General features: G+C 60.1%; 17 protein-coding genes and 1 pseudogene. 8 read left to right on the top strand and 10 right to left on the bottom strand.

What is annotated here, in order from left to right; all coding sequences use genetic code 11:
• Positions 1–3: 3 nt before the first annotated feature.
• Together minD and minC are read right to left on the bottom strand one after the other, a co-directional pair.
• Complete coding sequence (gene minD / locus TU80_RS04015) at positions 4–816, bottom strand: septum site-determining protein MinD (protein ID WP_003209098.1); 813 nt, start codon at positions 814–816, stop codon at positions 4–6.
• 200 nt (positions 817–1,016) lie between these two features.
• Positions 1,017–1,754: a septum site-determining protein MinC gene (gene minC / locus TU80_RS04020; protein ID WP_017845814.1), complete on the bottom strand. Its 738-nt coding sequence runs from the start codon at positions 1,752–1,754 to the stop codon at positions 1,017–1,019.
• Positions 1,755–1,873: 119 nt separating this feature from the next.
• Here minC and TU80_RS04025 point away from each other — a divergent pair, with 119 nt between their 5' ends.
• Positions 1,874–2,809 carry a lipid A biosynthesis lauroyl acyltransferase gene (locus TU80_RS04025; protein ID WP_057003886.1) on the top strand — a complete coding sequence of 312 codons (936 nt, stop codon included), beginning with the start codon at positions 1,874–1,876 and terminating at the stop codon, positions 2,807–2,809.
• A gap of 30 nt (positions 2,810–2,839) precedes the next feature.
• The gene (locus TU80_RS04030; RefSeq protein WP_017845816.1) at positions 2,840–3,994 is read left to right on the top strand and encodes a patatin-like phospholipase family protein; all 1,155 of its coding nucleotides are present in this window, start codon (positions 2,840–2,842) and stop codon (positions 3,992–3,994) included.
• A 46-nt stretch (positions 3,995–4,040) separates the two neighbouring features.
• On the opposite strand, the gene TU80_RS04035 is transcribed toward TU80_RS04030, so the two are convergent.
• The 7 genes from TU80_RS04035 to puuE all read right to left on the bottom strand — a co-directional run bounded on the left by TU80_RS04035 (position 4,041) and on the right by puuE (position 9,789).
• Positions 4,041–4,826 carry an outer membrane protein OmpK gene (locus TU80_RS04035; protein WP_026139882.1) on the bottom strand — a complete coding sequence of 262 codons (786 nt, stop codon included), beginning with the start codon at positions 4,824–4,826 and terminating at the stop codon, positions 4,041–4,043.
• Between the two features lie 15 nt (positions 4,827–4,841).
• Complete coding sequence (locus tag TU80_RS32585) at positions 4,842–5,027, bottom strand: hypothetical protein (RefSeq protein WP_128192346.1); 186 nt, start codon at positions 5,025–5,027, stop codon at positions 4,842–4,844.
• A 300-nt stretch (positions 5,028–5,327) separates the two neighbouring features.
• Entirely contained in the window at positions 5,328–6,611 is a 1,284-nt protein-coding gene (locus TU80_RS04040) for a urate hydroxylase PuuD (RefSeq protein WP_057003887.1), read from the bottom strand.
• Positions 6,612–6,662: 51 nt separating this feature from the next.
• Complete coding sequence (locus tag TU80_RS04045; RefSeq protein WP_017845819.1) at positions 6,663–7,166, bottom strand: ureidoglycolate lyase; 504 nt, start codon at positions 7,164–7,166, stop codon at positions 6,663–6,665.
• Positions 7,167–7,307: 141 nt separating this feature from the next.
• Positions 7,308–8,309, bottom strand: coding sequence for an allantoicase (alc, locus tag TU80_RS04050; protein ID WP_017845820.1), 1,002 nt, complete (start codon positions 8,307–8,309; stop codon positions 7,308–7,310).
• A gap of 41 nt (positions 8,310–8,350) precedes the next feature.
• Positions 8,351–8,866 (bottom strand): 2-oxo-4-hydroxy-4-carboxy-5-ureidoimidazoline decarboxylase, encoded by a 516-nt coding sequence (uraD, locus tag TU80_RS04055; protein WP_017845821.1) that lies wholly within the window; start codon positions 8,864–8,866, stop codon positions 8,351–8,353.
• Positions 8,863–9,789 carry an allantoinase PuuE gene (gene puuE, locus TU80_RS04060; RefSeq protein ID WP_017845822.1) on the bottom strand — a complete coding sequence of 309 codons (927 nt, stop codon included), beginning with the start codon at positions 9,787–9,789 and terminating at the stop codon, positions 8,863–8,865. Before puuE ends, uraD begins: the two co-directional genes overlap by 4 nt.
• Before the next feature lie 389 nt (positions 9,790–10,178).
• On the opposite strand from puuE, the gene uraH reads away from it, so the two are divergent.
• The 6 genes and pseudogenes from uraH to TU80_RS04085 all read left to right on the top strand — a co-directional run bounded on the left by uraH (position 10,179) and on the right by TU80_RS04085 (position 20,620).
• Positions 10,179–10,532, top strand: coding sequence for a hydroxyisourate hydrolase (gene uraH, locus TU80_RS04065; protein ID WP_017845823.1), 354 nt, complete (start codon positions 10,179–10,181; stop codon positions 10,530–10,532).
• A gap of 129 nt (positions 10,533–10,661) precedes the next feature.
• Positions 10,662–10,769, top strand: a pseudogene (locus TU80_RS32590) (IS110 family transposase); the annotation flags it as partial.
• 291 nt (positions 10,770–11,060) lie between these two features.
• Positions 11,061–11,816, top strand: a complete 756-nt coding sequence (tla1, locus tag TU80_RS04070) for a toxin Tle1 chaperone Tla1 (protein ID WP_052735820.1) — start codon at positions 11,061–11,063, stop codon at positions 11,814–11,816.
• Between the two features lie 102 nt (positions 11,817–11,918).
• Positions 11,919–12,434, top strand: coding sequence for a Tli1a family immunity protein (gene tli1a, locus TU80_RS31285; RefSeq protein WP_082643800.1), 516 nt, complete (start codon positions 11,919–11,921; stop codon positions 12,432–12,434).
• Entirely contained in the window at positions 12,422–14,767 is a 2,346-nt protein-coding gene (locus TU80_RS04075) for a T6SS phospholipase effector Tle1-like catalytic domain-containing protein (RefSeq protein ID WP_057003888.1), read from the top strand. Before tli1a ends, TU80_RS04075 begins: the two co-directional genes overlap by 13 nt.
• Positions 14,768–15,355: 588 nt before the next feature.
• Complete coding sequence (locus tag TU80_RS04085) at positions 15,356–20,620, top strand: dermonecrotic toxin domain-containing protein (RefSeq protein ID WP_057003889.1); 5,265 nt, start codon at positions 15,356–15,358, stop codon at positions 20,618–20,620.
• Here the strand turns inward: TU80_RS04085 and TU80_RS04090 are convergent.
• On the bottom strand, positions 20,601–21,242 hold the full coding sequence (locus tag TU80_RS04090; protein WP_057003890.1) for a LysE family translocator: 642 nt from the start codon (positions 21,240–21,242) through the stop codon (positions 20,601–20,603). The two genes, TU80_RS04085 and TU80_RS04090, sit on opposite strands and share 20 nt — an antisense overlap.
• Positions 21,243–21,265 lie beyond the last annotated feature (23 nt).

Consider the following 21,265-nt stretch of genomic DNA (forward strand, 5'->3'; position numbering starts at 1 on the left):
TGTTTAGTTGCCTCCAAAGATACGCTCGAAGAATCCCTTCTTCTTGACATCGAGGAAGCGGTGTTCCACGGTCTTGCCCAGTAAGCGATCAACCGCGTCGCTGTACGCCTGGCCGGCGTCGCTCTGGTCGTCCAGAATCACCGGGACGCCCTGGTTGGAGGCCTTCAGCACCGCCTGGGACTCGGGAATGACACCCAGCAGGGTCACTGCGAGGATCTCTTTGACGTCTTCAACGCCGAGCATCTCGCCATTGCTGACGCGCTCAGGGTTGTAGCGGGTGAGCAGCAGGTGCTCCTTGATCGGGTCTTCGCCTTTTTCGGCGCGCTGGGACTTGCTGGCCAGCAGGCCAAGCATGCGGTCCGAGTCACGTACCGAGGAGACTTCCGGGTTGGTCACCACGATGGCTTCGTCGGCGAAGTACATCGCCAGGTGAGCACCGGTTTCGATACCGGCCGGGGAGTCGCACACCACGTATTCGAAGGTTTCCTTCAGTTCAGCGAGGACTTTGCCTACGCCTTCCTTGGTGAGCGCATCTTTGTCGCGGGTCTGGCTGGCGGCCAGTACGTACAGGTTCTCAAGGCGCTTGTCCTTGATCAGGGCCTGTTGCAGGTTGGCTTCACCGTTGACCACGTTGACGAAGTCGTACACCACGCGGCGTTCGCAGCCCATGATCAGGTCGAGGTTACGCAAACCGACGTCGAAGTCGACGATGACTGTCTTGTGGCCGCGCAGAGCGAGGCCGGTACCGATAGCGGCGCTGGTGGTGGTCTTACCCACACCACCCTTGCCGGATGTAACCACGAGAATCTTGGCCAAGGTGTTTCACCCCTAAGGAAAAAGGACTTTTCAGCCCCCGAAAAACATCTCTTGGAACTCGCTGCAGGCGGACAGCCTTTGTAGGGAAAAGAGGTGGTTTCCGCGTGGAAACGCCAACTTCAAACTAGTCCTACGCAAGTCTTGCCGGTTTCGCTGTGCTATCAGAGTCTAGAGATGCTTGGAAAATGCGGCAGTATCCGTTAAAGACGGATGATGTTCAACACATCGCCCGACAGGCTGACTTGTACCGCGGCGCCCCACAGCGGATCGCGGCGCAAATCTTCGGAAACCTTGTACTGACCCGCGATCGAAACGAGTTCAGCGGTCAACTGCTGGCAAAAAATACGTGCCTTGGTATCACCCTTGATGCCGGCGAGGGCACGTCCGCGCATGGGGCCGTATACATGGATGTTGCCATCGGCCAGAAGTTCCGCGCCCGGACTGACCGACGAGATCACCACCAGGTCGCCGCCCTGGGCGTAAATCTGCTGCCCGCCGCGCACGGGGGAGGTGATGATCTTGGTCGGCTTGACCGTCGGCTCCGGCGGTTTTTCCGGTTTTTTCTTCACTTCACCGGCCAGCGGGTCGAGTGGGCGCTCGCGGGCACCGGACGGTGGCAGTACTGGCAGTTCAATAGCGATGGCGGCGGCAATGTCTTCGATACGGCTGGCACGAATCGCCAGGGTGCGCAGGCCATGGGAGCGGCACACGCGCATCAGGCCCGGCAGGTCGATTGCGCCTTGGCCGGCTGGCAGCTTGTCCAGGGCCAGCACCAGCGGCGCGTTGTTGAAAAAGTTCGGTGCCAGGGCGACCTTGGCGGCGAGCTGGCGGTCCAGGGCGTCGAGGTCATTGCGGGCCAATTCCAGCACGGTAATGGCGAGCATGCTGCCTTTCAGCTGGAACACGGGATCTTGGTCTAGCGGTTCGGTTTGGCTCATGGTCGGCAAAAGCGGCTTGTCACGAAAAGTGTCGAGACTTATAACGAGAACAACCACTGGCCGCAAGCCGAGTCGAACCGTTGTAGAATGCGCGGCCCTTGTCTTTACCGGAATCTGTAATGGATCGCCCGCGTTTTCGAGCTGTATTTTTTCACCCGCGATTTTGGCTGCTATGGCTGGGACTCGGCCTGTTGTGGCTGGTCACTCAATTGCCATACCGCGCGCTGCTGACCATTGGTCGCCTGCTGGGCGCGGGCATGTACCGCGTGGCCGGCGAACGTCGCCGCATCGCCGCGCGCAACCTGGAACTGTGCTTCCCGGAAAAGTCCGCGCAAGAGCGTAAACATTTGCTCAAGGAAAACTTCGCCTCCACCGGCATCGCCTTCTTTGAAATGGCCATGAGTTGGTGGTGGTCGCGCCAGCGCCTGGCGCGGCTGGCCCACGTCGAAGGCCTGGAGCACCTCAAGCAGGCTCAGTTGGACGGCAAGGGCGTGATCCTCATGGCCCTGCATTTCACCACCCTGGAAATCGGCGCGGCCCTGCTCGGGCAAAAACACACGATCGACGGCATGTACCGCGAGCACGGCAACCCGCTGTTCGACTTTATCCAGCGCCGTGGCCGCGAGCGCCACAACCTCGACTCCCTGGCCGTGGAGCGTGAAGACGTGCGCGGCATGCTCAAGCTGCTGCGCGCCGGCCGCGCCATCTGGTACGCGCCGGACCAGGACTACGGCGCCAAGCAAAGTATCTTCGTGCCGCTGTTCGGCATCCAGGCCGCCACCGTGACCGCTACCAGCAAGTTCGCCCGCCTGGGCAAGGCGCTGGTGGTGCCGTTTACCCAGGAGCGCCTGGCCGACGGCAGCGGTTATCGCCTGGTGATCCACCCGCCGTTGAGCGATTTCCCCGGCGAAACCGATGAGATCGATTGCCTGCGCATCAACCAGTGGGTCGAGACCTCGGTGCGCGAATGCCCCGAGCAATACCTGTGGACCCATCGCCGCTTCAAGAGCCGGCCGCCGGGTGAGCCCAAGTTGTACGAAAAACGCCGTCGGTAAGACCCGCCTTTCTCTACATGGAGTGACGCAATGCGCCCAGCTGAACCGGTTACAGGCTTGATTCTTTCCGGCGGCGGGGCGCGTGCGGCGTATCAGGTGGGGGTACTGGCGGCGATTGCCGAGTTGCTGCCGCCGGGCGCGGCCAATCCGTTTCCGGTGATCGTCGGCACATCGGCCGGCGCGATCAACGCGGTGAGCCTGGCCAGTGGCGCCATGGACTTCAGCGCGGCGATCGAGCGTCTGACGGCGTTCTGGCAGGGCTTCCGCAGCCACCTGGTGCTGCGCAGCGATTGGCCGGGGGTGATTCACCAGGCCGCTCGTTTCTGTTTCCACAGCCTGCTCGGCCTGGGCGCCCAGGTCCCGGTGGCGCTGCTCAACAGCGCGCCGCTACGGGACCTGCTGCACGAGATGCTGCACCTGGATGGCATCGACCAGGCCATCCGCGAAAAACACCTGAAGGCGGTGGCGGTCACGGCCTTCGGTTACGAGTCCGGGCAAGCAGTGACCTTTTACCAGGGCGGCGGCACCATCGATGCCTGGCTGCGCCATCGGCGTATCGGTGTGCCCAGCCGACTCACGGTCGAACACCTGTTGGCCAGTTCGGCGATCCCCTTGCTGTTTGCTCCGGTGAAGCTCGACCAGGAATATTTCGGCGATGGCGCGGTGCGGCAATCGGCCCCCATCAGCCCGGCCTTGCACCTGGGCGCCAGCCGCGTGCTGGTGGTGGGTGTCAGCGGCAACCCGCGCGGCGTCGAGCATGAACACGCCTCGCAGCGCGCCTACACCGGCCAGCAGCCGACCCTGGCGCAGATCGGTGGGCACATGCTCAACAGCACGTTCATTGACAGCCTGGAAAGCGATATCGAGTTGCTGGAGCGCTTGAACCAGTTCAGCCATTTCCAGCCCGCCGACAGCGCGGCCCGGGGCCTGGCGCCGGTGGATGTGCTGGTGATTGCGCCGAGTCAGCCGATCGATGAAATCGCGGCGCGGCATCGGCAGGAATTGCCCGCGGCGTTGCGCCTGTTCCTGCGCGGGCCGGGTGCGACCAAGACCAGCGGGGCGGGAGTGCTCAGTTACTTGCTGTTCGAGGCGGGGTATTGCAGCGAGTTGATCGAGTTGGGGCGCAGTGATGCGCTGGCCAAGCGCGAGGAGATAACCCGGTTTTTGGGGCTGTCCCCTAGCTGAATTTGGGAGCAGGCACGCCAGCTCCCCCATCAGGCCCGCGGTGTGGTCAGAAGTGGTACTTGACCAAAAAGCTCGCCGTATCCTGGTTGGTCTTGAACGCACCGGAATCTTCGATCCCGTACTTGTTCTTCCAATAGTCGTATTCAAAACCGACGTACAGCTGTTTCTCGCCCCAGTTCAACGCCTTGCCCAGGTCATATTTGACTTGTGGGTTGAAGTGCAGGTTGGCGTGATAAGTGCCACGGGCGTTCTTGTCGTTGTCGACCACCCAATCCATATAGCCGTCGATCAGGATGTTGGAGTTGCCCACGGGAAGGGTGTACGACCACACCGGGGTGATCTGCCACACACCGTCGCCCGGGCGATTGCCTTCGGTCTGGCGCTGGTAGAAGTTCAACTGGAAGTAGTCGAAACCAGGGATGTTCAGGTCGAAGCCCGGGCCCAGCAGGTACGATTCGTTATCGCCTTCGCCGAACTCATAAGTGAATGCCAGCAATACATCTTTGATCGGTCCGAAGGACAAGTCCTTGTCGAAAATCTTGCCGAACGATAGACGCGGGCTGAACTCGCCGTAGTAAGTACTGGGGCCGACGTTGCCGTCTTCCTTGCCGTTGTAAAAGATGCGGTCGAGGAAAAAGAAGTTGTCGCCGTACTTCCACGCATCGGCGTGTTCAAACGTGACGGTCTGTTGGATCTGCGGGTTGACGGTGAAGTTTTTGCCCCACAGGTACGTCAGGCTGTTGTTCTGCCACTGCAACAAGTCGCCGGCAACGGCTTGGCCGCCCGCCAGCAGGGTTGCCGCCAGCATCAGGCCTTTGAACATAGGTTTCATTCGGTTGCTCCCGAGTTAAAGTTTTATGGTTTTTCTTCTAAGCAGGCGCTCTGGTGTGGCGCCTTTTGGTTCGCTGAAAAAAATCGTCTGTTCGGTCAGCTTTAATGCTTTTAGCAAGAGCTGCGCCAAGGTGTAAAAAAAGCCAAAAAAATCCCCGTCGGCTGCAGCGGCTGCAGTCGAATTCAGAGGGCTTTTGCGCACTTGGGCCGCCGCCCGCAGGCCGGGATAAGTTGGCCTTGCAGTCAGCTTTTACATTCGCTGTTTTTTTTTCAGTCGATTCGAGCGGGCGCGGAGAATACTGGCTCCAAAGCCTTGGCTCAAGTGCGCTGTTAGAGCGCGCGTGGGGCGAGAATGGGGCACGGCTTGTGGCCGTCCCCAGGTCAAAGGTGTACATGTGGGCGTTCCCTGTTCGTTATTGTTTTTGTTGTGACGAAGGAATCAATGAGTGTGGGCGACGGCGGGTCGTTCAGAACCGCCCACATTGGGATCTGTGTGAGTCAGTCAGTGCGTGCTGGCCCCCTGGTTGATCCAGGTGCCGATCAGATCGCGTTCCTGCTGGGTCATCTGGGTGATGTTGCCCAACGGCATGATCTGGCTCGCCACGGCCTGCGCCTGAATGCGCGCGGCCTGTTGCTGGATCTGCGTCGGCGTGTCGAACATCACCCCCGCCGGTGCGGTGCTGAACAGCGGGCTGGTGGGCTTGGCCGAATGGCACACGGCGCAGCGTGCCTGGATCACCCCATGCACCTTGTCGAAGTCGACCGTCGCCTGGGCCGGCGCGGGTGCCGCAGCGGGGGCGGCCGGCGCGACGGGTTTCTCGCCGCCGCCCAATGCGGTCTCCGGCAACGGCTGGTACTCGATGGCCGCTGGTGCCTTGGCCACTTCGGCGATCGGCTTGGGCCCGGTGACATACGCCAGGCAAATCATCGCCAACGCGCCCACCGGCAAGGTCCAGGCATATTTCTGGCTGTTGTGCCGGGTGTTGAAATAATGCCGCACCAACACCGCCGCCACCGCGATCCCCGCCAGGATCAGCCAGTTGTAGTGGCTGCCGTAGGTGCTCGGGAAGTGGTTGCTGATCATGATGAACAGCACCGGCAAGGTGAAGTAGTTGTTGTGCCGTGAACGCAGCAAGCCCTTGGCCGGCAGGGCCGGGTCCGGCGTGCGCTGCTCCGCGATCGCCGCCACCAGCGCGCGTTGTGCCGGCATGATGATGCGGAACACGTTGCCCACCATGATGGTGCCGATGATCGCCCCCACATGCAGGTACGCGCCCCGGCCGCTGAACACTGTGCTGAAGCCGTATGCCGCCGCGATCAACAGCACGAACAGGATCAAGCCGAGCAGCGCCGGGCGTTTGCCCAGGGCCGAGTCGCAGAGAAAGGAGTAGATGAACCAGCCGGCGAACAGTGAGCCGATGCCCAGCAACACGCCTTCGGTGCCGCTCAGGCTGCTGCCGGGGGCGAGCAGGTACAGCGTCGGGTTGAGGTAGAACACCACGCACAGCAGCGCGACGCCCGACATCCAGGTGAAATAGGCTTCCCATTTGAACCAGTGCAGGTTGTCCGGCATGGTCGGCGGGGCCAGTTTGTATTTTTCCAGGTGGTAGATACCGCCACCGTGGATCGCCCACAAGTCACCGGACAGGCCGTCCTTGGGGTTGACGCGGTTGAGGTTGTTTTCCAGCCAGACGAAGTAAAACGACGCGCCGATCCAGGCCACGCCAGTGATCATATGAACCCAGCGCACGCTGAGGTTCAGCCATTCCAACAGATGTGCTTCCACAGTCTTTACCTCTCGCCTGTCACCCTTGTTGTCGGGTGATCCGGCCTTCTCTTATTGGTGGGGGGCGAGGATCAACCGCTCATCCTCTTTGAAAAAATGCTCATCGCAGTTATTGCCTGTGCCACTGCGATCAACCACCAGGAAGTCATCCCGCTTTTCGATCGTCAGCACCGGGTGGTGCCAGACGCCGCGATGGTAATTAATGCCCTGCCTGCCGTTGGTGACGAAGGCGCGGACCAAGCCTGATACAGGTGCATCGCCAAGTGGCGCGACCACGATCAGAAAGGGGTTGCCGAGCAGCGGAATGAAGGCTTGGCTGCCCAGCGGGTGTCGCTCCAGCATGCACACGGTCAGCGGCATTTCCAGCGCGTCGGCGCGGAAGATGCTGATGATGGCGTGGTCTTGCGGCTGGGCGGTTTCCACCGTTGCCAGCTTGTGAAAACGCATGGTCGACCCGTTGTTGATCATGAAGTGCTCGCTGCCGTCGGTTTCGATCACGTCTCCGAAGGGGGCGAAGGCTTCTTTGGTCAGGGGTTCGATCATCAGTGTGCGCATGGCTGGCTTCTTAATCTGTTGGGTTATTGATGGACCGTTGTAGGAGCAAGCTTGCTCGCGAAGGTCGTCAACGATAACGCGTGCATCCTGAATGAACGCGGTGTCCTTGAGTTTTTCGCGAGCAAGCTCGCTCCTACAGGTTCAGCATGACTTGGCGACCTTGCCCAGGACGCGCAGGCGACTCACACCGCCATCCGGGAACACGTTCAGGCGGATGTGGGTGATCGGCCCCAGCGCCTTGATCTGCTCGGCGAAGGTGTGTTCGGCGTGCATTTCCAGCTTCTGCGCCGGCAGCAGTTCGCGCCAGAACAGCGATTGGGTTTCGATCTGGCTGTCGGTGCCGCCTTTCACGAACGCGGCCTGGATCGAGCAGGTGTCCGGGTAGTTGCCCTTGAAGTGCAGGGTGTCGACGATGACTTTCTCGATCTCGCCCGCATGCCCCAGCGCGACGATCACCCAGTCATTGCCTGGCGTGCGACGCCGCGCGGTTTCCCAGCCGTCGCCCATGTTGACGCCACGGCCGGGGTTGAGGAGGTTGCCCATGCGGCCGAAGTGTTCGTCGGAACAGGCCAGGGCGCGACCGCCGTTCAACGCCGCCGCCAGGTCGACCTGTTCGTTGTCGCCCACTGCGGACCAGTCGCGGAACGGAACACCGTACACGCGCAGACGGGCCACGCCGCCATCCGGGTAGATGTTGAAGCGCAGGTGGCTGAACGCCTGGTCATGGTTGATTGCGTGGTAGTGGTGGCTGTTGCCTTGCAGCTCGACGGCCGACAGCACTTCCACCCACTGGGTGCTGTCATCCGGCTCGCCCGAGGCGAGGAAGCAGGCTTCCAGGGAGGCCGACGGCGGGAAGTTGCCGGTGAAGAATGAAGTGTCGATGTCCACGCCCTTGATCGAACCTGGTGCGCCCAGGCGGATCACCGCGCTGTCGTAGCCTTCGAAGCGCTTGCGGCGCGACTCCCAGCCGTCCATCCACTTGCCGTTGTCATCGAAAACGCCCTCCTTCCACACCGCCGGGGTCGGCTGGAACAGGCGGTTGGCGTCGGCGAACCAGTCATCGGTCACCGAGATGATTTTGGTGCCGAGGCGGGCGTCGGCCAGGTTGACGAACTTCTCGAAAGGTACGGGTTGCGCTTTCATTCTTCTTGTCTGCCTTGGATAGAGTGGCTGGGGATGGTCGTTTAGAGGGTCAGTAAGCGGAACAACGCGATCTTGTTGATCTCGTCCAGCGCGCACTTGAACTCGGTGTCGACCGGGTGGTGGATGCGCGTTTCGAACGCTTTGATGATCTGATGCCGGTTGCTGCCTTTTACCGCCATGATGAAGGGAAACTTGAACTTGGCCTTGTAGGCCTCATTCAGCTCGGTGAAGCGTGAGAACTCTTCGGCCGTGCATTGGTGAATACCGGCGCCGGCTTGTTCATGAGTGCTGGCTTCGGTCAGTTGGCCCTGGACGGCTGCACGGCCTGCCAGGTCCGGGTGAGCGTTGATCAGCGCCAGTTGCGTGGCGTGATCGGCGCTGAGCAGGATATCGCGCATGCGCTGGTGCAGGGTTTCGATCTCGTCGAGCGAAGCGTCCTGCCCCAGGTCGAAGGCCTTTTCGGCCACCCATGGCGAATGTTCGTAGATGTCGGCAAAGGCGCTGATGAATGCATCGCGGCTCAAGGTCGACGGTTTGACGGTCTGGAACCTGGTCATTGCGCCGCACCCTTATAAGGGTGAGTGGCGTGCCAGTGGCGGGCAATGTCGACCCGGCGGGTGAACCACACCTGTTCATGGCCCTTGGCGTATTCGATAAAGCGCTTCAACGCCGCGAGGCGCGCCGGGCGGCCGATCAGGCGGCAGTGCAGGCCGATGGAAAGCATCTTCGGCGCGTCGGCGCCTTCGGCGTAGAGCACGTCGAAAGCGTCTTTGAGGTACTCGAAAAAGTCATCGCCCTTGTTGAAGCCTTGCACCTGGGTGAAGCGCATGTCGTTGGTGTCCAGGGTGTAAGGGATCACCAGGTGCGGCTTGCCGGTGGGGTTGTTGGGTTCCCAGTAGGGCAGGTCGTCGTCGTAGGTGTCGCAGTCGTAGAGGAAGCCGCCTTCCTCCATCACCAGGCGCCGCGTATTCGGACCGGTGCGGCCGGTGTACCAGCCCAGCGGGCGTTCGCCGGTCAGTTCGGTGAGGATGCGGATGGCTTCGAGCATATGCTCGCGCTCCTGGGCCTCGTCCATGTACTGGTAGTCGATCCAGCGGTAGCCGTGGCTGCAGATTTCATGGCCGGCGGCGACCATCGCGCGGATCACGTCCGGGTGGCGCTGGGCGGCCATGGCCACGGCGAAGACGGTCAGCGGGATATCGAATGCTTTAAACAATTTGAGGATGCGCCACACGCCGGCACGGCTGCCGTATTCGTACAGCGACTCCATGCTCATGTTGCGCTCGCCTTGCAGCGGCTGGGCCGAGACCATTTCGGAAAGGAAGGCTTCGGACTCTTTGTCACCGTGCAAGATATTGCGCTCGCCGCCTTCTTCGTAGTTGAGTACAAAAGACAACGCAATGCGTGCCTTGCCCGGCCAGTGGGGGTGAGGAGGGTTACTGCCGTAACCGATCAGGTCGCGTGGGTAGTCAGCGCTCACTGCAGTCTTCCTTCTTGTGCGTGGTAGCGGTGGGTGTGGCGGCCGGGCAGTGAAAAGACTGAGTGGCGTCACAGCGATGAGTGATTGTATACAACTTATTCGCCACTTTGTAAGCCCGGATTTCTGCATTTTTTCCGCAACGCTCACCTTCAAGGGTGTAGCAAGAAACTTGCCTGACTGGTCAGCTAATGGACAAAAGGTCGTTTAAAAGCAAGGATGACTCATGAATCGGCCGGTCGCGCCAGGCCAGTGGAAGGATCGCAAGGTTTGTGATTTTTATTGTGTACAATTTTTTTGAAAAGTGTCTTAATCGACCCGCGCCAGCTTTTTCGCTGCCCTGAAAAAGTGCGGCACTCATTTCTACTGACCTCGGGAGGCGCGTACACGCCATGGGACGTTTGACCACACACGTTTTGGACGCCGCTCACGGCTGTCCCGGCAGCAGCATCACGGTTGAGCTGTACCGCGTCGACGGCGCGCAACTGGAACTGGTCGCCACTGCCGTCACCAACAGCGACGGCCGCTGCGACGCACCGTTGCTGCAAGGCGACGCCTACCGCAGCGGTGTGTACCAACTGCAATTCAGCGCCGGCGACTATTACCGGGCGCGCGGCGTGCAATTGCCGGAGCCGGCGTTCCTCGACGTGGTGGTGCTGCGCTTCGGCATCAGCGCCGAACAGGAGCACTACCATGTGCCGCTGTTGATTTCGCCTTATAGCTATTCCACCTATCGCGGTAGCTGAGCATCATCCCCTCGACGCTCTTCGTTGGTTTTTTTGCCCGCCCACACTGCGGGCTAATGAGATGGTCACCCCCAACACCCTGTGAGGGCTACGCTTTCACGGGGTGTTTTGTTTTCGGAGGCCATCATCATGAGCGAGTCAACACTGATCGGTACCGATCTCGGCAAACACACTTTCCACCTGCATGGCCAGGATAAGTCGGGCCGCGAGGTCTTTCGCAGAAAATGCTCACACCAAAACTCTGCCTACTTGTAACGGTTCGCGCTTGAAAAATATGCGACTCGCATTCATCGACTTTCTGACACGCTAAGTACATCAGTGCTGCTTTGTGGCAATTGCACCAGGGAGTAGTTTCCAGTGTGATCGCCATGAAATATTTTGCATGACTAAGCTCTCATCTTTGGGAAATGTCCTATTTACTCTCGATTTTTATGTGTGCAGCCTTTGGCGCATCGTTTGAGCGTCTGCCCGCCGACGCAAGAACCTCGACCGGACTGATCCGCGATAATTAATCGAGGGAATATGGACATGACGATGCCCACTCAATGGCAAGAACAGATCGAACATGTCTGCGCCCACATTGGCATAAGCCAGATTGACTTACTGCTCGACCAAGCAGGATGGAGCCACCGTGCTGTGCCTGCCTTGGAGATGCTAACGCCAAAAGTCCCCTGGTTCTCGTTGTTCACCGGCACGTCAGAGCAAAACCTGTTGGATCAGGCCCCTCTGTTGATGCGTCTGGACTTGACGCAGTGGCGACATAAGGCCTGGCTGGAACAGTTGGTGGAGCATGCCACCGATGGCCGCCTAATGGTGGTGATCTCGTCATTGCCCTTCGAAGTTTTGAGTAAAGTCCTGCAAGGGTTTTCGCAATTGGCTTGGGGTGGACAAACCGGTTTGTTACGGTATTACGATTCACGCATCTTTCCCCTGCTGATGTCCTCGATCCTCACCGATCAGCAGCGCGCCGAGTTTCTGCAAGCCGCTGCTTATTGGGGCTGGCTTGATCGGGATAACCAGCCGCAGTGGTTACAAGGCACGAGGCTCACCCATCAAAGCAATATCCAGGTCAGTCCCTTCGTGGAAATGAACGATCAACAATTTGACCTGCTTGGTTGTATCAGCGATGCACAGCAACTGTTAAATGGCAAAAACTTTGATTTCCTGGATGAGAGCCGAGAGCGGCGTTTCGCGCTAATTCACTCACTTGTTGTGCAAGCGGGTCAGGAAAATTATTTCGGCGATTTGACCGAGTATGTGAAACAGAACTTAAGCAGAACCTAGGTGCCTGGATAGCCACTTTGCGCTGGGACAAGAGTGTATTGCATGCACAAGTGATTTGAATGGTTTGCGCGGTCTAGGTAATCAGCAAGGAAGTTGCTAGCGATGCAGTCGATAATAAAAAAAACAACACAAAAAGTCGCGTTTTACTTGTTGGGATTCGCGTTATCTGGGTGTTCTTCAGCGAACAATGAAATGGCAGGGGGAAACCTGCAAGCCATCAACCATACCATGCATGGTATTAACTGGATGTCGGTCAATGGTTACCGAGCGGACGGTGGTGGTGGAAGCTCGTGTTGCATCATCATGCCCGTCAAATGGCGTCCTGGCTTAAAGGCCCAGATTGAATGGGAGGTCGATCCTGAGCCGTCTGCAAAAATGCCCTCTGTAACATCAGATGAGTTCAGAGAGGTTTATGCCAAACATGCAGCCAACTATCAGCGCCACAGCACCACCGTGGATATTCCAGAGTGGCCTGGAACGGAGCGATGCGGCCTGAAGGTACACTTTTTGGTTTGTAACCAGATCAAGGTTACGAGCTCATGTTGGGCATTTAACTCAGAGCATTACCCGATTAAAGAGCCCTCGCAAATGAAGGAGCCGGCCGTATGTCCGAAGTGAACAATAATTCAAAAGACAAAGCTTGGGGACCGCCAGTTTTTCCTGCTGCAGGGCGTTTCCCGACGAAAACATCGGATGTGACAGATAACTACAATAAGCAAATTGCTGAGCAAAATCGGCTTCAACAAAAACGTGACGATCAAGGGCGTCGCACACAGCGTTTTACCTGTTGTCATAGCCTGCATATCAGTCTGTTTTTCGATGGCACCAACAATAACGAAAAGAGCGACACCCAGAATGGTCATCCCACTAATATCGCCAAGCTGTTTCATGCCTCACTACGAGGTAAAGACGCGATGGGGCAGGGTTATTTTTCGTATTACATGCCCGGTGTCGGCACGCCATTCCCCGAAGTTGGCGAACTGGATTACAGCGATAGCGGGCTGCAATATGCCACTGGGGGGGAAGACCGGATCAACTGGGCCTTGGTACAGGTGGCCAGCGCGTTATCTTATGCTCTGAACAATAAAAGCGGAATTGATGACATTGTCGCCAAGACCAAGGTCGAGGCCATGAGCACCTGGAAGGCACCGCTGATGAGTGCTCTGGGTGAAGGCAATCGCCGCCGAATCATGAAAGAGCTGCTGGCCCCTTTATACGCTCGCAAGGACGAGGCCCAGCCTAAAGTGCTGGCGGTCAAACTGTACGTGTACGGTTTCTCTCGGGGAGCGGCAGAGGCTCGCACTTTTGTTACCTGGTTGAGTCAGTTGTTCGACACCCCAGAAGGGGATGAACTGCCAAAACAGGAACTGTTGGGCTTGCCTGTCAGCGTCGAGTTTCTTGGCGTGCTGGACACGGTGGCCTCGGTGGGTATCGCCCATGTAGCCCCATTCTTTGCTGGGCATATGGACTGGGCCGATAACACCCAGTTGCTACCGGATGCGCAGCGGTTCCCGGAACTGGTCAAGTGTTGTCGGCATTTTGTCGCGGGCTTCGAGCAACGCTCATGCTTTCCGTTGGATTCGATTCGTAACGAAAACGGCCAGTATCCGGCCAATACCTACGAAGTGGTGTACCCCGGTGTGCATTCGGATGTGGGCGGCGGCTACCCGAAAAATGACCAGGGCAAAGCTCGTGAAGGTACTCATGAGCTGGTGTCGCAGATTGTCTTGCACGACTTGTATGCCGCTGCTTTTGCAGCGGGTGCCCCTCTGCAAGTGCCAGAAGAGGTACTGCCGGACACGTTTAATACTAGCTCGGAGAGGTTGTGGAGAAAAATGGGGCCTGGGACTTCCTCAGAGTTTGTGGTCAGTCAGCAACTGATTGAGCGCTTCAACGCCTGGCTCCTCAAAACCCTACCAGGTGTTGCGGCTGACGAATCCGTCGAGGACTCGGCCTATAAGCCGCTGCGTTTGAACACCACCGTAGAAGACACCCTGGCCGATCAACTGGGCTGGATCACCGGTTGGCGTATTGGTCGTTACGTCAATGATCCTCAAGGTAATAACGACAGCTATAAGCGCCAGCCTTTTTTCACCCAAGCCAAAGAGGCGACGCCCTATCAGGAAACTACTGAGCGCGAACAGTATAAAAAAGACCAGGCTGATGCCGTGAAAATGCGGCGGGATAACCCTCAGTATCCCGGCCCACGAATCTATGAACCGCAGATTGATCAGACCCAACTCAGCCAAGCTGCCGAGGAATTCAAGTCTGACTACACCGGCCAGAAGCGTGAGCAATCCAGTTGGCAAGGCACGGTGACCGACGTGGTGTTACGCGATGCGATCTATTTACTTAACGAGAATGACGAGTCCAAGGACCATGACGCCCTCAAGACGGCAGGTGATCTGCGCAGTAAGCAACTGTTCCGTGATGCTCAAGGCACGTCCGGTGCAGACCCTGAGATGGCCCTACTGGTGGCGTTGTTCGATGACCAGATACACGACTCGCGGGCCTGGTTCATGCACGACAAGTTGAAGTCGAGGGAGTTGTGGGCCGGTTATTTCTTTTACCGCATGACCTATTTCGGCAATGACAATAGCCGTGATCTGTCCCCAGTCGTAGTGGCCGGTCGCATATTGGGCGTGGCGATGATTGCCGGGGCTACGGTGTATGGCATCAAGCGCCGTGGTGTATTAGGTGGTGTTGGCGGACTGGCGGCGGGCATTGGGGCGGCGACCATCGGCTACCAGGTGATCGATAAGGCCACTGGCCTAGTGGTACCGTTCTTGCCAGGCGCGGAACAACTCCTGCAACCAAGCAGCCATGTGGGTCAGATCGCGTCGGAGCAAAAGCATCAGATTGAACTGGATGACTTTGCCCGACGCATGGAACGAACCACAGCCATGTTGCGCAAGACGGGCAGCTTGTTCGAACCGGATAGTGTCGTTTAAGACGCGAAAAATAAATCATTCTGGTCGATTACCCTACAAACCTCAGTTCCAACTTCAACTGATGGCTTTGATAATCGAGCTGCACCTTCTCGCTTCCCACCCCATTCAGCCCGCAACTGTTCTCGGCTGCCCAACCAATTGGCCAGAGCAGTTGAGGGTGTTCCAACAGATGCTGATTGATCAAATGGCAGACGCTGTCGGCCTTGGGCGGCAAACCTTCAGGGCTGTGTAGCTGTTCAAGCAAAATGCGGATCGCATTGTCATCAGCGACTTCCTGCTGTCGATCTGCGAGCAGTTGCCAGATATATGGACGTCGGCTCGATAACCACTGCGCAATGTTCTGCGATGGGAGCAATATCGGAGGGGATGTTCAAGCGCTGACATATCGCGAGGAACTCGGTGACTTCAATAACCGTAGGGAATTCGAACTCTCTTGGCTGACGCTTTGTCTGGACCACCCGTTAATCAGTATTGCAAAAATGGGGGTGGCCATAGATTTTTATGCCGCTTGCGCATGCAACTATCTAGCGCCTTTTGCCCTGCGGCGCTGCCTAGGCTGGGTGTTTTCCTCATGCAGAAGAAAACCCCATGACCTCGTCCCCCGATCACGCGAGTGCTTCACCCGACACCGTTAATGCCGACGACCCGGACCTTGCCGCCCAAGTACAAGCGCAGGCGATTCGCGAGCAACTGATACGGCGGATCAACGCCTACACGCACCCCAGTCGCCTGATCAATCGAATTGCGCTTGCCGACGCGCGTTGCGTCGCCGCGACACGCGCACTGGCGCGGCTGATAGGCCGTTCGCCGAAAGTCTTGACGGTCATCCGCGCCGAGCTGCGCAAAGCGTTCGAAATGGACCCGGACCACCTCTTGTTCAGCGAGCCCAAGCCGCCCACCGCGCCGCGCAAAGTCGAGAGCCTGACCGAGCGGGCGTTGGCGTTGCTGGTCATGCCGACGGTGGTGATCAACGTCAATCAATTCACCGCCCTGAGTGTCAAAGACGCGCCGGAACGGCACTTGCCGTATACGCCGCTGGAAGCCCTGCGCCGCGTCGTCGCGCTGCAGCTGTTCGAGCGGCTCGCCCATGCGGTGAGCGCCTACTGGGACTGCCTGGCGCAGGGCACCTGGCTCACACGCCGGGAACGCTGGGTTGAGTTGCACACGGAGCTGTTTGCGGACCGGGTCTTTTTGGCGTGGCAACTGGACGAGCTATCGCGTGCGGGATTCGCCATGGTTCAGGCCCTGATCGATGCGCCCAGCGCTGAGGAGCGCCGACGTGCGGGCGGGGCTTGGGCTACGCTGCGCGTCGGCCAGTTGCTATGGCCGGGGGCATCGGCGGTCGCGATCCCAGGGGCACTGCATCTGTATCGCGAGGGCGACCCCAGCGATGCGCCGCACGTGGTTTACCTGCCGGGTGGGGGCCGCAACTTCTACGAGTACCCGTCCTTCGCCGCCCTGCAGGACGGCCTGCTGGCGCTGGACCGGTCGCGGTTCCACGCACTCTGGCAGTGCCTGCCGTTAAGTCGGCGCGATAACGTGTACCGCCCCGCTGCCTTGTCTGCGACGAGCGCCTTTATGCGCGGCCTGCCGCTGATGGCCGATGCGCTGGCGCTGGGTGCCGAGGCCTTGCTGAGTGGGCAATGGAGCAACGAGTTGGCGTGTGCGGCGAAGATGAATGACGGCTACGTGTTTTCCGAAGGGCGGCCTCGACTGCCGGATGCCGCACCGTTTCTGGCCGCGGTCGAAGGGGCGAGGCAGCAATGGGTCGGCGGCGCTCGGCTTGGCGTGATCGGCGCGCAATTACTCAAGTGGGACCGGCAACGCCGAGGCGCAGAAATCATCTTCGCCAGCACGGCCTCCGGCCTGGCCCTGCACACGGCACAGCGTCAGGTCGCACGCTACGAAGATGCGCTGCTCGCGCTGTTGGTCCCGGCTGATCCCAGCGCGGATACCCTGGCGTACCGGGTCATTGCGTCGCTGATGAGCCAAATTGACGTGCATATCCAAGCGTTGAATACGTTGATGCAAGATGCCGGGCAACGGCTGCTGGAGTTGGCTTTTTGGGCTGAACGTCCGGGGGGAGCGGGTACGCCCAGGCGCGTGTCGTTGTTTATGCAGGCCCAAACCGCGGCCCTGCGTTGCGAGGTGGAGTTGCAACACCGCCTCAAGCTGATCAGTACGGCGCATCGCGACCTGATGATCGAGGTGGTCGACCAACCGTTGGCCAGCCGCCGCCCGGGCAGTCTTGCCCAAGTGCTGTCGATCGCGGTGGGCAGCGCGCCGGACGCTTTCTACCCGCTCCATAACGTGTGGGTGGTGACCACGGCTGCGGCGCTAGAGCGCTCGTCGCGCCAACTGCCGGTGGTGCTTTACGCTTTCGGCGTGGAGGGTGGGATCAAGGCGTTTGCCGGGCTGGACGCGTTGACCCGCAGCCTCAAGGCAAGCCTGAACAGCCCAGACGACTCGGTGTTGTGGCGCTGCGTCGAGCACGATAAACGCGCCGACCTGCGCGCCCATGCCGCCGCGCAAACACTCGGCGTGCGCTACGTTGAAATCAACGGCAAGCCCGCGCTGGCTGCGCTCAAGAAACTGCTGGGGAGCTACGACCGCTTACACCGCAGCAGCGAGGACATCACGCGGGTGTTCAGCGAAGTGACGGATGCCGACCTGAGCCGCGCGCTGCTGATGGTCGATCTGGACGCGCAGTTGAAGATCCCGCCCAATAATGCCCTGAGCCAGGCGCTGGCCAATATTGAGCTGCTGCGCACGGCGGCGTCTGAGGCGAAAACCCTGCCCGCCTGGCTCGCGCACGCACCACGGGCCCAGCGTCAACACTTCAAGCGCTTGCTGCGCTTGTACCTGGGCAACGCGTTGGCCTTCAAAAGCCGGCTGGAGCAATGCCTGCCTGATCTGAACACCTTTGCCCGGCGCACCTTGATCGCCCGTTTGCGCGAGGACGGTTTTTTTCCGCAGTTGGATATCGACCAAGCGTTGATTGAGATGCCCGATGATGTCCACGGCGCTTTCTGTGGCTGGACCAGTGGCTGCGCCGTGGGCGATCGCCGCATCGTGCTGACCCCGACCGCGACGCGCACCTCCTTCAGCCTGCTGCAACTGGCGCTGCATAACCTGGACCCGCTGGCACCCTGGACGCAGTGGCGATTCGATCACGCGCGTTATCTGCAACCCGAATGGAAACAGCGCCTCAATGCCGCTTACTTGATCGACCTGGTGTCTTCGCTGGACATCGGTGGCCGCTACGATGCCCTGATCCACCAAGTTTATTATCCCCGTCGTGAAACCGACCGTGTGCTCAGCAACGGACGTATCCCTGGGTTATTGAATCGCGCCTTGCAAGCGGGCGCTGCATATCACCTGTTCGATGCGGTGCAACGGGGGCTGACGGCAACGGCACAAAGCCTGTTCAAGACGGCGATGGCGGCACGCACGCCGCAGGACCTGTCGAGCAGTCAGCCCGCGCTGCAACTGTATGTGGTCCATCTGGTCGGCCACACCCTGCAGCATGATCGCTATGTCGCAGGGATCGTCGCGGTACATGACCCGCGTACCGACCTGTGCGTGGTTTACTGGCCCGATGCGCCGCCGGCCCTGGTCCTGACCGAGTACGGCAGCTTGCAACAGGCCCATGCTGCATTGAACCGCATCGGTGCGTTAGCGGATAACGTCAAGACACTGGCGCGGCAGGTCGCGCCGGGCTGGGCATTCGAGGCGCTCCCCCAGCCACCGGAGGGTGTCGATACGCGCACCCAGGCCGCCAAAACGCTGAAAGCCATACCGGCGTTTTTCATGATGAAGGGCATCTGGCGGGGGATCGACTTCGTGCGCTCATTCGGCATCAAGCACCTGGAACCTGCGGTGGTGCTCGAGGAGATCGAAGCCCAGACCCTTGAACAGATCGCCAGTGCTCCGCAGGACTGGCTCGCGCTTGTGGCCGTGCCCCACTGCAACGCCCAGGCATTGCTTTACCACGCCAGCGTGCAGGAGCTGCAACGCCGCACTCAAGCGGCCAGTCATTCCGGCAAGGCGTTGGAGCACTATCGGAACCAGCGCCTGAATGAGCAGGGCGATACCCGCGCACGGGCGCTGGTGGGGTTTTTTTCGCCGTTGTACGGGACGTTCAATGACTTCCATGAGCTGCTGCTGGTGTCACGGCGTTATCACCGTTTCGGCGACCCCCGGGACGCGGTCGATGTGGGTTTCATGAGCGCCTTTATGGTGATCGACGTGTTGCTGAACTTTGTCCCCGGCCCCAGGAAAGTCGGACGTGTCGGCGCAGGTGTCGCGCGGCCGGCGCTGAGGGCCGTGCTGGGGCGGCTACATCGTTTACGGATGGCGACGGATGCCGGGGTTTCCCGCGTGGCAACGCCGCCCGTGACTCGGCTCAAGGCCTTGGATCGCTTCAAAATCAACGGCGTGCCTGAGGGCGCCGTTGCGCTGAAAGGGCCGGACACGGCAGGCGTGCAGGTGAAACACGGTGAGCTCTTTGTGGCGGACGACACCCACACTTACCCCCTTTACCGCCGTGGAGACGAACCGGCGTTTCGCCTGAAGAACCCGCAGGCACCGGGGCAGGACGAACTGATTTTGCACATCCACCAGTCCAAGGAATGGTTACTCGGCGCGGATGCACCGCAACCGGTCGCGGGCACCAGTTCCGGGGTGCTCAACCCATGGCGTCCACCCGTGACGCCGCCACCGGACTGGCGCCCACCGACGGTGCGCGCCGCTACGGAAAGCCGCATTTATCGCTCGTCTGCGCCGAACACCGAGTGGTTCGCCTGGCGCGCGCGCGTGCCCACGGGCCAAGTGCCTGGCTCCTCGGCGTTCGGCACGTTTCATGTGCATATGGACCCGCCGGGGTTTCCCTACGATGTCATCTATATCGGCGCCCAGTACGACCGCCCGACGGCATCGGGGGTGGGTTATTACCGGGTACTGGCGCCGGGGGACAGTGCGCCCTGGAGCGGCCTTGCATTCATTACCAAGGATGAACCGCTGGTGTCACTGGCCCGGGCGGACCTTGAGCGTTGGACAGACACTGCGCTGGAGGAACAGCCCATCCCGGTATCACGCACCCAGGCGGGCGAGTGGCGGCTGCATGCGCCGTTGTTCGACACGCCGTTGGAACGGTCTGTCGCCACGGCGTTCCCGAACCTTACTACTCATAGCCGCAGCATGGCCGTCGCCCGGCTGGTCGAACTGGCCGATACTTCTCGCTCGGCGACGGCCAGCCACCTGCTCAATGTGCGTGCAGCGCTGGACAATTGGTTGACCCCCACCGCCAACCGGCTGGGCCAGACCGATGATTTGCTGAGAATGCTGCGGCCCACCGAAAGCAGCGGCCGATCGATCTATATCGGCTTCGACGGCAAGGCACCGGGCTTCACTCGCGTCGACTTCAACGTCGCCGGCCTGGACCCGACCCTGCGCACCGGCGGCCGCGCGCGTGCGCCGCAGCGGGAGATTGCACAGCGCGCAGCCGTCAAGCGCGTGCTCGAACAGCAGGGCTTCGACGTGCAGGAACTGCAGGTCATGCGCGGCAAAAAGCCCAGCCATGAATTGCTCGTGACACATTCGCGCTGCGGTTCAAACAAACTGTACTACGTGTCGTTGCATTGGCTTGGGCGCGGCTCTGTACCGTTGGAAAACCGCCTGACAGACCATTGGTTCAATGCCGCGATCATCAGACACCCGACCTCGCTGGCGTTGGCTGCGGTCAAGAGTGCGCTGCGGGAAAACCGTCTGGTTCGGATCGCCGCCGGCATTCAGTGGCAGTCGACGGGGTCGGTCCGCCCCAGCGTGTATTTTGTCAAAGTGACCCCGCTCTGACGTTGAGCAGCGAGACCGCGCCAGCCGCCCCGAACAGCCCGGCACTGGTGCGGTTGAACCAGCTCTGGCCGTTGCCGCTGCGCAGATAGCGTGCCGCGCCGTGGGCGCCAAGGCCGTAGGCGAGCTTGCACAACAGGTCGAGCACGGTCCAGGTGGCGATCATCACCAGCAGTTGCGGCAGAAACGGCTGTTGGCTGCTGAGGAACTGCGGCAGGAAGGCGGCGAAGAACAGAATGTCCTTGGGGTTGCTGGCGCCCAGCACAAACGCACGGCCAAACAAGGCGCGAAAACGCGGCGTGGCGACGGCCAGGGGCACCACCGCGCCGTGGGCCGGTTGGCGCGATTGCTGCCAGCTCTGCCAGGCGAGGTAAAACAGGTAGAGCGCGCCGACTATCTTCAAGGCGCTGAACAATTGTTCCGACGCGAGCAACAGCGCACCCAGGCCGAGTGCCGAGGCACTCAACAGGCAGATCGAGGCGAACACGCCGCCGAGGAACGCCGGGTACGAACGGCGCAGGCCGTAGTTCAAGCTGTTGCTGATCATCAGCAACGACAGGGGACCGGGGATCAGGATCACCACCAGCGCGGCGCCGCTGAACAGCAGCCAGGTTTCCAGGTTCATTCACAGTGCTCCTTTCATGCAAA

Source organism: Pseudomonas veronii, assembly GCF_001439695.1.
GTDB classification, from domain to species: Bacteria; Pseudomonadota; Gammaproteobacteria; order Pseudomonadales; family Pseudomonadaceae; genus Aquipseudomonas; species Aquipseudomonas veronii.

Excerpts from the sequence above, each read along its gene's own strand:
- tla1 (WP_052735820.1), top strand. The coding sequence starts at position 11,061 with ATGACGATGCCCACTCAATGGCAAGAACAGATCGAACATGTCTGCGCC.
- alc (WP_017845820.1), bottom strand. The coding sequence starts at position 8,309 with ATGAAAGCGCAACCCGTACCTTTCGAGAAGTTCGTCAACCTGGCCGAC.
- TU80_RS04085 (WP_057003889.1), top strand. The coding sequence starts at position 15,356 with ATGACCTCGTCCCCCGATCACGCGAGTGCTTCACCCGACACCGTTAAT.
- uraH (WP_017845823.1), top strand. The coding sequence starts at position 10,179 with ATGGGACGTTTGACCACACACGTTTTGGACGCCGCTCACGGCTGTCCC.
- TU80_RS04030 (WP_017845816.1), top strand. The coding sequence starts at position 2,840 with ATGCGCCCAGCTGAACCGGTTACAGGCTTGATTCTTTCCGGCGGCGGG.
- TU80_RS04090 (WP_057003890.1), bottom strand. The coding sequence starts at position 21,242 with ATGAACCTGGAAACCTGGCTGCTGTTCAGCGGCGCCGCGCTGGTGGTG.
- tli1a (WP_082643800.1), top strand. The coding sequence starts at position 11,919 with ATGCAGTCGATAATAAAAAAAACAACACAAAAAGTCGCGTTTTACTTG.
- minC (WP_017845814.1), bottom strand. The coding sequence starts at position 1,754 with ATGAGCCAAACCGAACCGCTAGACCAAGATCCCGTGTTCCAGCTGAAA.
- TU80_RS04075 (WP_057003888.1), top strand. The coding sequence starts at position 12,422 with ATGTCCGAAGTGAACAATAATTCAAAAGACAAAGCTTGGGGACCGCCA.
- TU80_RS04045 (WP_017845819.1), bottom strand. The coding sequence starts at position 7,166 with ATGCGCACACTGATGATCGAACCCCTGACCAAAGAAGCCTTCGCCCCC.
- uraD (WP_017845821.1), bottom strand. The coding sequence starts at position 8,866 with ATGACCAGGTTCCAGACCGTCAAACCGTCGACCTTGAGCCGCGATGCA.
- TU80_RS04035 (WP_026139882.1), bottom strand. The coding sequence starts at position 4,826 with ATGAAACCTATGTTCAAAGGCCTGATGCTGGCGGCAACCCTGCTGGCG.
- TU80_RS04025 (WP_057003886.1), top strand. The coding sequence starts at position 1,874 with ATGGATCGCCCGCGTTTTCGAGCTGTATTTTTTCACCCGCGATTTTGG.